The organism is Shewanella sp. KT0246 (genome assembly GCF_019654955.1).
Lineage (GTDB): Bacteria > Pseudomonadota > Gammaproteobacteria > Enterobacterales > Shewanellaceae > Shewanella > Shewanella goraebulensis.
On sequence record NZ_BPEV01000001.1, the window covers coordinates 204,302 to 216,211 of the forward strand.

An 11,910-nucleotide genomic window follows, 5' to 3' on the forward strand; every position below is an offset into this window, starting at 1 on the left:
AAATTAGTCAGGTAATAGATAATTCCGACCTGAAACTGAAGTTAGAGGTAGTAATGACTGAACAAACAGATGCAGCAATGCCAATTCAATTTACCGATGCTGCGGCAACCAAAGTGAAGGGACTGCTAGAAGAAGAGCAGAACCCAGAATTAAAACTTCGTGTGTACGTCACAGGTGGTGGTTGTTCAGGTTTCCAATATGGTTTTACTTTCGACGAAAAAGTTAATGAAGGTGATTTCACTATTGAAAAGCAAGGTGTTCAATTGGTTGTTGACCCTATGAGTTTACAATATCTTGTCGGCGGCGAAGTAGATTACACTTCTGGACTTGAAGGTTCTCGCTTCTTTGTTAAGAATCCAAATGCCACAACAACCTGTGGTTGTGGTGCAAGCTTCTCTGTTTAATTCAGCTTATTGAATGATGACATAGAAAATAAAAAAGCCGTCGAATGACGGCTTTTTTGTATCTAAAATTGGTTTAACTCATGATATTAAAGTTCATTCTTGGCTTAAACCATTTAAACACTGCTTTATTAAAGCTAATCCATACCTGCACTAAAGCCAAAGCAATTAACACACTGAAAATAACCCAGTCAGGTAGCACCATTTGCATAAAGCCAAAATCTACCGTGGTCGGTCCTGCAACAATATTATCAGGGTCATACATGATAATAGGCAGCATGCTGTATAAGCCTAATTGTAAGATGCCATACGCCCGTAACATGTAAAGTGCCGCTTTTTGTCTACCTGCTACACCCAATACCATCATTAAAGTTAATGCACATAATAAGACGCCTTGTTGCGCCATTAATCCACTTACAGAAGTAATGACGTACACTACCATTAATGCGATTAATCGTTTCGGAAATACTGCTTTTTCAGTGTTAGGTAAAATAACAGCTTCATTTTCTGCTTCGACAATATTTATCTTTTCAGCATCTTGCTGCGGTAAATTTTTATCAGTCATAATGCCTTAACTTTTAGCTTGAGTGTATGTAGCAAATATATAAGCTATCTTGTTTTTATTAATGTTTAGCTTGTTTCTTTGGAGTTAAACGTGAGTCAAGCTCATACGGTGGGATAACCACACCTAAGTCTTCTTGAACTGGGAACACTGCGACAAATAAGTCATCTTCCGACATGCCACTTACCCAACGTTCTTGAAACTCATTTAATGGGATTGAAAGGGGTTCACAATCCTTCCACTCATCAACAGCCCATAGCTTGGCAGCTTCTTCTGAAGGCCACATTGGGATGCAGTCTTCATCCTCTGTGGTCAGCATCACACAACCATCTTGGTCTTGCAGACTCCAAATTGATTGTTCTTGTTTAACTTGCTCAACAAGGTAATCGTAGCGTGCTTCAGGTGTCATGTTTAATTGGTCTTCGATTGATTTTGGTTTACTGCTCATGGTGAACTCTCATTACAAAAAGGAACTGATTTGGCGCTTAATTACGCGAATATGGCATGATAACATTGACTGTTACTTTTAAAAAAGAAAAGAGCACTTTGCGTGCTCTAATGATAAAGCATATATATGTGACTAGCTTTCAGGTGGGGTATCAAAAAAGCGATAAATCATGCCAGCCAGAATTGCTCCGGCGATGGGAGCGACCCAGAATAGCCATAATTGTGAAATAGCCCAATCTCCAACAAACAAAGCGGGACCTGTGCTTCTTGCTGGGTTTACCGATGTGTTAGATACCGGAATACTGATTAAATGAATCAAGGTGAGCCCTAAACCAATAGCAATAGGCGCAAAGCCCGCTGGCGCGCGCTGATCTGTCGCGCCAAGAATAATTAATAAAAAGAATAAGGTCATTACGACTTCACATATTAACACCGACATCATGCTATAACCGCCAGGTGAGTGCTGTGCATAGCCATTTGATGCAAACCCACCAGTGAGACTGAAGCCGTCTTGTCCACTGGCAATTAAAAACAAAATGCCCGCACCAGCAATACCACCAGCCACTTGAGCAATGATATATGGGGCTAGCTCACGGGTCGGAAAACGCCCACCAGCCCAAAGACCAAAAGATACCGCAGGGTTTAAATGGCAACCTGAAATGTGACCTATTGCGAAAGCCATAGTTAGTACGGTTAAACCAAATGCTAAAGCGACACCGAGTAAGCCTATTCCAACTTCAGGGAAGGCTGCTGCGATTACTGCACTACCACAACCTCCTAAAACCAACCATAAAGTACCAATAAACTCTGCTAACATTTTTTGCTGAATACTCATTTAACTGTCCTTATTAAATTTGAATACTGCTTAAGTTAATTGCTAATTAGTTTTCCCAACTATCGCTTATAAATAAATCACTTAGAAATTGTTTAAAGATAGCACTCAAAAGAGTTAAGCAGTAAAAGTGAATTAATTCAATGATGCTAATATGAATTTTAGATGGTTTAAGGTGTGAATCGAATATGGAAAGATGATGCAACAAGGATTGCATAAAAGGAAAGTAAAGAAGAGGTGACTAAATAGAGGTTCATAAAGAAGAGATAATCAGGAATAATAAGAAAGATTAGCCAAAAAAGGATTACGTCGAAGTATGTAGACTACAGAGCCGTAGCTCATAGCTGTACTTAATGCATCGTAGTCATTCGGTTGGCTATTGGGGGCGTATTAACGCTTTTAAGCGCGATATAAGCTTCCTAGCACCGCAAAACGACTTGCACCTGTAACTACTGGCAGGTTACCGCTTAAACCATGATGGTTACGCATGGCTAACCAAGCAAAAGCGATTCCTTCTACCCATTTGGGATCCATGCCAATGTTACTAGTGGTCGATAGAGTCCAATTAGGGAGTAATAGGCTTAAGCGCTCCATTAGGGTTTTATTAAACGCACCGCCGCCACAAACAAATACATTACCTTTATCAGATAAGCTGTTTATGTCATTTGCAATACTATGACAGGTTAGATCAAGCAAAGTGGATTGAATATCAGCAAGGTTTAAATGTGAAAAGTTGGCTTTTTGCTGTTCTAACCAAGCTTGGTTAAACAATTCACGCCCTGTGCTTTTTGGGTATGTCATGGCAAAGTATGGGTGAGAAAGTAGATGCTGTAAGAAATCATCGTCAGTCGTGCCAGAAGCAGCCCATTTGCCTGACTCGTCGAATGGGAGTTGTTGCTCTTGCAGAATAAATGCATCCATTAAGGTATTACCTGGGCCGGTATCAAAACCAATGACCTGCTCATCGCTGTTTTGAACCGCATTGTCAGATTGTGAGCCTGAACTATTTGGCAGGTAAGTGATATTGGCTATGCCGCCAATATTGAGGATAACCCTTGGAGCTTTATTATCTGCAAACATAGCATGATGAAACGCAGGGACTAATGGCGCCCCTTGCCCACCTAACGCGACATCTTTTCTGCGAAAATCAGCAATAACATTAATTCCTGTCTCAACAGCAATGGTTTCAGGATCGCCAATTTGTAATGTAAAACCATGTTCAAGATTCGGCATGTGCCTAATTGTTTGTCCGTGGCTACCAATGGCGATGATATCAGTTTTATCAATTTTCGCTTTAGCAAGTAACTCATTAACAGCTTGAGCAAACAACAAACCCATTGCGCGATCCATTCGTCCCATGATATTGATTTCATCGGTATTAGGGGAACATAAACGGTGCAATTGATTCAATATATGTTGAGGAATGTCAACGGTATGACTGGCAACTAACTGACTTTTATTGTCTGAAAAATTTACCAAAACAGCGTCAATACCATCCATGCTGGTGCCAGACATTAAACCGATGAAATAGTGATGTTTGTTTGTAGGTGCAGTCATAGTGGGTTGCTCAAATTAACGAAATGTAGAAACACATTGAACACGAAATACAAAAGGTATGAGCGAGTTGATGAAACACTCATACCTGTTTGGGTAACTCTTGCTTAATTATTGGCGTATTGTAGTTGTTTATTTTTTTCAATTTTAGTCATGAGCTGTTTACTCAATGCGGTAAATTGGCTCTTTTCTTTTTTATCAATCGGATTCGATTGTGGCAGCTTTATGGTTCTTGGGTTGCGGTGAACGCCATTTACGATGAACTCATAATGTAAATGTGCGCCAGTGACGCGTCCTGTTTTACCGAGGGTTCCGATAATTTCGCCTTGTTTAACCGTGTCGCCACGTTTTACTTTGCGCTTGTTTAAGTGCAGGTATTTGGTGGTGTAGGTATCATTGTGTTTAATGAAAACATAATTACCGTTGTATTTGTTGTAGCTCGCTTCAATGACTTTACCTCGGCCTGCAGCTTTAATTGGAGTGCCAATTGCAGCAACATAATCTACACCTCTATGGGCTCTTACTTGCCCTGTTACCGGGTGTAAGCGACGCGGGTTAAAGCTTGAACTGACGTATTTGAAATCAACAGGTGAGCGTAAAAAAGCTTTTCGCATACTGTTGCCTGATTCTGAGTAGTATTCGCCATCGGTATAACGCACAGCAGTATAACGTTCGCCTTGGTTATAAAATTCAGCCGCTAAGATGTTGCCCGTACCAATAAAGTGTCCGTCAACAAATTCTTCCTCAAACATAAGCGAGAAGCTGTCATCTTTGCGAATGTCTAATGCAAAATCGATGTCCCAACCAAAAATGTTAGCCAGTTGCATAATATGGTTAGCAGATAAACCTGCCGTTGCTGCTGCATTCCAGAAATTGCTACTGATATTGGCGGTTATAAATTTATTTTCGAGGGTAATGGTTTTAACATTGACCTTTTCTTCAAACTTATCGTCATGTTTACTGATCAACAAAGTAGAAATCTTGTCCATCTGATAACTGATCTGGGTTATTTCATCCTGGCCATCTTTAGTGACGATGATTTCTTCGCCGGGCATGATTTTAAGCAGATTCTTTTTTGACTTTGGAAGCAGGGTAATTTGGTAAACGTCTCTAGGGCTTAACCCTGCTCTATTTGCCAGTCCACCAAAAGTATCGCCCTTGGCCACTTTATAAGTTTTATGGGACAACAAATCGGCTTCGCGATAAGGAACTGCATTTTCTACATCTTTAGCCGGGCTCAAGACCGTATTGTCAGAAACTGTTAATGGGTCCAAATCCGCAATAGGGCTGCTGTCTCTTGAAGGCGTTAGTGATTGTTGTACTGACTTATTGACTTGCTGGTTAGATTGACTTGGTGGTGTTGGTGTACGAAAGGCTAAAGGCACAGAATATTCAGATTGTGTATTGGCCGTGCGAGTGTTGATGTCATCATAATCACTGTTGTCTTGCAGCGATTGAATACGGTCAGAAAGATCTACAGTACCAGTTTGTGTTTGTTTGGATGCTTTAGCGTCATCAGAGGGGAATAACACGATAATCATCGTGAAAATAACTAATAAACTTAATGCAATTTGATGCACTTTTGGCAGTAATTTAAATAAAGTGATTAGCTTTGCCATCGACCTATGTACCAGTTTCTCTTTTTCGTTGTAATCCCCTTAGTGTACACACTTTCAATTACCGTGGCTAACAAGTAATATAGGCCTCTTATTTTTTTATCAATGCTTCAGGAGTAGGTGCCGAAATGGCTGATTTAGACCAAGTGTTAGCAGAAATTAAACGTGGTACCGACGAGATTTTAGTCGAGTCAGATCTGCTAGAAAAACTTAAAGAGGGGCGTCCTTTAAGAATTAAACTAGGTGCAGATCCAACCGCTCCAGATATTCATTTAGGCCATACGGTCATTTTAAATAAACTGCGTGCGTTTCAAGAGCTAGGTCATGAAGTTATTTTCTTGATTGGCGATTTCACTGGCATGGTTGGTGATCCAAGTGGTAAAAACAGTACTCGTCCTCCATTGACTCGTGAAGATGTACTGGCCAATGCTGAAACATATAAAGAGCAAGTTTTCAAAATTTTGGATCCAGCTAAAACTCGTATCGAATTCAACTCAAGCTGGTTAGAGCCTTTAGGCGCTGCTGGTATGATCCGTTTAGGCTCAAAACAAACCGTTGCGCGTATGATGGAGCGTGATGATTTTAAAAAGCGTTATGCTTCTGGCCAAGCGATTGCGATTCATGAGTTCATGTATCCTTTACTACAAGGCTATGACTCAGTAGCACTGAAAGCGGATGTTGAGTTAGGCGGTACTGACCAAAAGTTCAACTTGTTAATGGGTCGAGAGTTACAAAAGGCGGAAGGTCAGAAACCACAAACGGTTATCATGATGCCTTTATTAGTAGGTTTAGATGGCGTGAAGAAAATGTCTAAGTCTGCTCATAACTATATTGGTGTCAGTGAGCCTGCTAACGAAATGTTTGGTAAAATCATGTCAATTTCAGATGACTTGATGTGGAGTTACTTTGAGTTATTGTCATTCCGTCCATTAGCTGAAATTGCGCAATTCAAAGAAGACATTGCCAATGGTCAAAACCCACGCGATGTGAAAATTGCTTTAGCAAAAGAAATCATTGCAAGATTCCACGACCAAGAACAAGCTGACGCGGCTCATCAAGAATTCATCAATCGTTTCCAAAAAGGTGCAATGCCGGATGATATTGAAGAGATGGAGTTTGAAGCAGGTGAAGGGCTAGCGATTGCTAACTTACTTAAGACTGCGGGTTTAGTTGGTTCTACATCTGACGGCATGCGTATGATTAAGCAAGGTGCAGTTAAGATGGATGGCGAAAAGCTTAACGATACTCGCCAAGTGTTTGAAGCTGGTACTAATGCCATCTTCCAAGTGGGTAAACGTAAGTTTGCTAAAATCATTCTGGTTTAATTTAATCTAAAATTTTGGCTTTAAATGCTAGCTAAAAGCTTAAATTCATAGACAAAAAAACGACTCAATTGAGTCGTTTTTTATTTTCGGAATTGCGTTTAAGCAAAAGCGCTATTGAGTTTGCAGTTGGTCAGACATGGTTTGATAATCCATCAAGTCGACTTGTTCAGTCATCCTTTCAGTATTCATATCAAATTTAAGTGTCGTGACACCGGGGATTGCTATCTCAATAATTTTTCCCGGTTTCCCAAATTGCTCACCTGGGCCACGAAGGTGATAATTACCAATCATCACCACTAATGAGCCCGTATTAAACATGTGCTCAATATTGAACTTGTATTCTAAAACGCCTTCATGAGCGCGTTCGAAGAAATCAATAATATGCCTGCCGCCTTGATAGGTGACATTGGCTGTTTTATCGTAAAACACACTATCTCGGTTATAAAAACGTCTGAGAGAGCGATAGTCATGATCGGTCAATGCTTGCATGTATTGGACTGCCATCTGTTGCTCTTTTGGCATATCACCAACAGCGGCATTACTGCTTACACTCAATAAACTGCAAAAAATACCACATAACAAACCAATAATTCGCACTTAGGGCCTCTTACTTTTTAAATCAAACGCGGGTAGAGATAGATGCCAGCGTATTGCACTTAGACGAATAATCAAGGTACTAAACATAGCAAAAAATAATGCATTAATGCTATCCATTCCTACTTCGATACTTAAGGTGTAGCAGATACCGCCGACAATAGATGCTGTGGCATAGATCTCTGTTCGTAATACCATTGGAACTTGGCGACAAAGTAAGTCGCGGATTATACCACCACCTACACCAGTAATGAGGCCCATAATAACAGCTGACATACCGGATAGTCCTAACATCAGTGCTTTTTCAGCGCCAATAACAGTAAATAATGCAAGCCCAAGAGCATCGGCAATGGGTAAGGTCAACTTTGGTAGTTTATGTGGTTTCCTTACGAGAATAAAACAAGCAAACACCGTGGCTAAGATGACGATAATGTAATTAGCATCGCTAATCCAAAATACCGGGGTTGCGCCCGTTAGAGCGTCACGTATGCTGCCACCACCAACGGCGGTAACTGACGCAAGTACTATCACTCCAAATGGGTCCATGCGATGTTTACCTGCTGCTAAGGCGCCCGAAAGGGCAAATACTGCAGTACCACAGAGATCAAAAAAGTAAATCCATTCAAAGTTAATCATTGGCTTGCTCATCGCTGCTTAAGCTTTGTTCCGTTAAAACTCTTTTGCAATGCTGCTGAGAGCTTAACTCTTTAATGTGAATATTCAGCGCATCGACTGAAATTCTGATCTCAATGACAGATAAAATGAGTGAATAAAGTAAAAATAATAAACTGACACCAAATACTACAGAACCAGTATGAAAGAAGCCTAAGTAGATGAATATCATACTGATAACACAAATGGCAAAGCTAACGACACCTGCTTCTTGCATGCGCCTTATGATGCTAATACGTTGTCTTAAGTTTTTGATTTGTTCGTTATCTACAGGTTTACCAGAAGCGCTTAAGTTCCTTATCAACGCAGCCAAAGAGAAAAAGCGGTTGGTATAAGCTAACAACAACAATGAAATTGCAGGAAATAATAAACCGGGTGTAGTTAATGAAATTTGAATGTTATCTAACAAGACACTTTGCCTCAAATGGAACGGTATACATTATTTAGCTGATTATAATAACTCTTTTGCAAATAAAGTTACATTGCTTGTATCCACCTTAACGCTGTCCATAAAATAGGAATAGCGATGGTAAAGGATACCCAAAAGGTCATAGCCCAAGAGGTTAGGCTGATGGCATTATTGATATCGTTTATTCCCGGCATTCTAGAAGGATTGATTTTGATTACATCAACTCGTTGCTCTTTTTGGTTAATGGTGAATTTCTGTGGGCCGCCGAGCTCAACTTGTAAGATTTTACTGCCGATAAACAAACTCGAATAACCGTATATTCCACTGTTATGAGAAGGTTGTTTGAATAGAATGCCGATGTTTTTAAGCCCACCTTGTAGCACTAAGGTAAAGTTCCATAACCAGATAGGTATTGCATAAATGAAACGATTGAGAAAATATATCGGTGCACTAAAAAAGCGATATTGCGGGACATAGTTTGGCCAGCAATGTTCTAGTTGTTTTAGTAATTGAAGCAGTAATACCAGTGGTGTGCCGCCAATCGCATAAAATAAAATGGTAGCCACAGTGCCATAGCTTGGTGAAATTAACAGCCGTTCAATTGTTGCTTTGCTGATGCCAATTTCAGATAAACTATTTGTTTGCTGTATAAGCCAAGGTGACAAGTAGGATTTCGCTAACCCTTTCTGCCCATGTTCAAGTGAGCTTACTACATCTTTTGCTACAGGTTTGAATCCTGCATCGCTAATGCAAAAGTACAATAAAACAAAATCGAAAAACCAAGGGTAGGCTGCGAGCGAGAGAATAAAGTAAGTTGTAAACCAGATTGGAACAACGAGTAATATGCTTGCGAGTAAACCCGCGGTAAGCTGCTGTTTTGGGGCGCGTTGTGAGTGGTTCACTTTCTGGCTGAGTAGAATAGCTAATTGATGAAACCAAACAATGGGATGATATTTTCTTGAAATAGGCGCCACACGCGAAATCAGCAACGCCATAAATAACACTAAGCAACTCTGTAATAAGTTGCCATCTATTCGAATTAGTTGTTCGTAAAAAGTGCTATCAATCAATTTTAAATAACCATCCCACTATTGACCATTTCCGTTGTAATTTCTTGCATTGAGGCTAAATTATAGCTGCTTTAATAATGCTATCACCATTAATGCTGAGTAATGGCCAGCTTTGACAATGTAAGAGTCAAAGTCTACAGCAGAATCATTATTAGCATTATCAGAAAGTGAACGGATAACCACGAATGGGACTTCAAACTGATGACACACTTGGGCAATTGCAGCCGCTTCCATTTCACAGGCTGCCATTGTAGGGAAGTTATTGAGCATTGCTTTAGTACGCTCAGGATCGCAAATGAAGCTGTCGCCAGTAGCAATTAAGCCTTCAATTACCTGCGCTTCTCCTAACGATGAAATAGCCGCTTTTGCAGCTTCAACTAATTTAGTGTCAGGGATGAACGCAGCAGGTTGAGAGGCCATTTGGCCAATTTCGTAACCAAAAGCAGTCACATCAACATCGTGATGACGTACTTCAGATGAGATAACGATATCACCAATATTCAAGCTATCGACAAAACCGCCAGCTGAACCTGTGTTGATAACTGCATCTACTTTGAAGTTGTTGATCACCAATGTAGTTGCAATACTTGCCGCGACTTTACCAATACCTGAGCGAGTGACCACAACATCTTGACCCGATAACTGGCCTTCAACAAATTCGATGCCGGCAATTTTTGAATGAACTGGATTGCTCATGGTTTCAATTAGGTGAGCAACTTCAGGTTCCATTGCACCGATAATAGCGATTTTCATAAACTTATTCTCATTGATTAGTAAGCTAGCTTGTGAGCCTTGGCATTAATGTCACTAAGTTAGATTGTTTTACTTGCTTGCTATAAGCAAATGATAACTCAGTGGCAAATTTGGCGGATAATATACCACAGATGGCTAAATCAGAACTGAGAGGGGGATAAATTTTATCGACAAAAAAAGCGCATTTTTCAATGCGCTTTTGGTTTACTCTTTAGGCTTTGCTTAACGCTAAGTCTTTAAGACGTTCGCGTTAGTAATTAAGCATCTTCAAAAGAATTCAAAATTCCTTGGGCTGCATCACGACCTTCAGCAATGGCGGTAACCACTAAGTCAGAGCCGCGGACCATATCGCCACCTGCAAACACTTTAGGATTGGTGGTTTGAAATGGATTATCGTCAAATTTACTGGCTTTGACTAAGCCCCATTCGTTGGTTTCAATACCAAAGTCATCAAACCAAGGAGCAGGGCTTGCTTGGAAACCGAAGGCAATGATAATAGCATCAGCTTCTAGCACTTGTTCGCTGCCAGCAATGACTTCCGCTTTTTTACGGCCAGATTCATCTGCTTCACCCATTTGGGTTTCAACGCATTCTATGCCAGTTACAACGCCATCTAGTTCTTTAATCGCTACAGGTTGACGGTTAAATAGGAAGTTAACGCCTTCTTCGCGCGCATTTTGCACTTCACGACGTGAACCTGGCATATTGGCTTCATCACGACGATAAGCACAAGTCACACTTTTAGCGCCTTGTCTTACAGCTGTGCGAACGCAATCCATAGCAGTATCACCGCCACCTAAAACTACCACATCTTTACCTTCAAGGCTTAAATATGGATTGTCTTGGCACTGGCTGCCCATCAACTCATGGGTGTTTCCAATAAGGTACGGCAGCGCTTGAATAACACCTTGGCTATCCTCACCAGGAAGACGGGCTTTCATTGCTGTATATGTTCCCATACCTAAGAACACAGCGTCGTATTCATTAAGCAGAGACTGAAACGCAATGTCTTTACCGACAGTCACGCCCATTTTAAATTCAATGCCCATACCTTCAAGGACATTGCGACGTGTTTGCATCACATCTTTATCAAGCTTGAAAGACGGAATACCGTATGTCAGTAGACCACCGATTTGTGGGTATTTGTCATAAACAACAGCTTTTACGCCATTTCGACTAAGAATGTCCGCACAACCTAAACCAGCGGGACCAGCACCAATAATCGCTACTCTTTCTTTTCGAGGAGTAACGGTACTCATGTCTGGTCGCCATCCTTGGCTAATCGCGGTATCAGTAATGTATTTTTCAACATTACCAATAGTAACAGCCCCAAAATCATCATTAAGGGTACAAGCACCTTCACATAATCTGTCTTGTGGACAAACGCGTCCACAAATTTCAGGCAGGGTGTTTGTTTCGTGAACTAAATCAGCAGCCTCAAGAATACGCCCTTGTTCAGCTAGCTTTAACCAGTTTGGAATATAGTTATGCAGTGGACACTTCCACTCACAATATGGGTTACCACAATCTAAACAACGGTCAGCTTGCTCTGCCACTTGAGGTTGAGAAAATGGCTGATAGATTTCGATAAACTGAGTTGAGCGCTCAGCTGCAGAATGCTTGGTTGGATCCTTACGATCCACTTCGATAAATTGAAAATCATTACTCATCTAAA

12 protein-coding genes and 1 pseudogene are annotated in these 11,910 nt (G+C 40.7%); 2 read left to right on the plus strand and 11 right to left on the minus strand.

The genetic code is table 11. The features are described 5' to 3' along the window. Window positions 1–53: 53 nt before the first annotated feature. Complete coding sequence (gene erpA, locus K5Q58_RS00960; RefSeq protein ID WP_055024237.1) at window positions 54–404, plus strand: iron-sulfur cluster insertion protein ErpA; 351 nt, start codon at window positions 54–56, stop codon at window positions 402–404. A gap of 73 nt (window positions 405–477) precedes the next feature. On the opposite strand, the gene K5Q58_RS00965 is transcribed toward erpA, so the two are convergent. The 5 genes from K5Q58_RS00965 to K5Q58_RS00985 all read right to left on the minus strand — a co-directional run bounded on the left by K5Q58_RS00965 (window position 478) and on the right by K5Q58_RS00985 (window position 5,415). Further along, window positions 478–966, minus strand: coding sequence for a hypothetical protein (locus K5Q58_RS00965; protein ID WP_259651190.1), 489 nt, complete (start codon window positions 964–966; stop codon window positions 478–480). Between the two features lie 58 nt (window positions 967–1,024). Next, window positions 1,025–1,411, minus strand: coding sequence for a DUF2750 domain-containing protein (locus tag K5Q58_RS00970; RefSeq protein WP_220751654.1), 387 nt, complete (start codon window positions 1,409–1,411; stop codon window positions 1,025–1,027). Between the two features lie 132 nt (window positions 1,412–1,543). After that, window positions 1,544–2,245 (minus strand): aquaporin Z, encoded by a 702-nt coding sequence (aqpZ, locus tag K5Q58_RS00975; protein WP_220751655.1) that lies wholly within the window; start codon window positions 2,243–2,245, stop codon window positions 1,544–1,546. Window positions 2,246–2,641: 396 nt separating this feature from the next. Next, on the minus strand, window positions 2,642–3,799 hold the full coding sequence (locus K5Q58_RS00980; protein WP_220751656.1) for an anhydro-N-acetylmuramic acid kinase: 1,158 nt from the start codon (window positions 3,797–3,799) through the stop codon (window positions 2,642–2,644). A 104-nt stretch (window positions 3,800–3,903) separates the two neighbouring features. After that, the gene (locus tag K5Q58_RS00985; protein ID WP_220751657.1) at window positions 3,904–5,415 is read right to left on the minus strand and encodes a peptidoglycan DD-metalloendopeptidase family protein; all 1,512 of its coding nucleotides are present in this window, start codon (window positions 5,413–5,415) and stop codon (window positions 3,904–3,906) included. A gap of 125 nt (window positions 5,416–5,540) precedes the next feature. Between K5Q58_RS00985 and tyrS the strand changes: the two genes are divergently transcribed. Continuing rightward, entirely contained in the window at window positions 5,541–6,737 is a 1,197-nt protein-coding gene (gene tyrS / locus K5Q58_RS00990) for a tyrosine--tRNA ligase (protein WP_220751658.1), read from the plus strand. Between the two features lie 111 nt (window positions 6,738–6,848). Here tyrS and K5Q58_RS00995 read toward each other — a convergent pair whose 3' ends face one another. The 6 genes and pseudogenes from K5Q58_RS00995 to K5Q58_RS01020 form a co-directional block, all read right to left on the minus strand. Further along, window positions 6,849–7,334 carry a nuclear transport factor 2 family protein gene (locus tag K5Q58_RS00995; protein ID WP_220751659.1) on the minus strand — a complete coding sequence of 162 codons (486 nt, stop codon included), beginning with the start codon at window positions 7,332–7,334 and terminating at the stop codon, window positions 6,849–6,851. Next, window positions 7,335–7,967 (minus strand): trimeric intracellular cation channel family protein, encoded by a 633-nt coding sequence (locus K5Q58_RS01000; protein ID WP_220751662.1) that lies wholly within the window; start codon window positions 7,965–7,967, stop codon window positions 7,335–7,337. Between the two features lie 61 nt (window positions 7,968–8,028). Further along, window positions 8,029–8,400, minus strand: a pseudogene (locus K5Q58_RS01005) (DUF2721 domain-containing protein); the annotation flags it as partial. 80 nt (window positions 8,401–8,480) lie between these two features. After that, the gene (locus tag K5Q58_RS01010) at window positions 8,481–9,407 is read right to left on the minus strand and encodes a cobalamin biosynthesis protein (RefSeq protein ID WP_220751664.1); all 927 of its coding nucleotides are present in this window, start codon (window positions 9,405–9,407) and stop codon (window positions 8,481–8,483) included. Between the two features lie 135 nt (window positions 9,408–9,542). After that, complete coding sequence (locus K5Q58_RS01015; RefSeq protein WP_220751666.1) at window positions 9,543–10,235, minus strand: 5'-methylthioadenosine/adenosylhomocysteine nucleosidase; 693 nt, start codon at window positions 10,233–10,235, stop codon at window positions 9,543–9,545. Between the two features lie 257 nt (window positions 10,236–10,492). Continuing rightward, window positions 10,493–11,905 (minus strand): FAD-dependent oxidoreductase, encoded by a 1,413-nt coding sequence (locus K5Q58_RS01020; protein WP_220751668.1) that lies wholly within the window; start codon window positions 11,903–11,905, stop codon window positions 10,493–10,495. Between the last annotated feature and the right edge of the window lie 5 nt (window positions 11,906–11,910).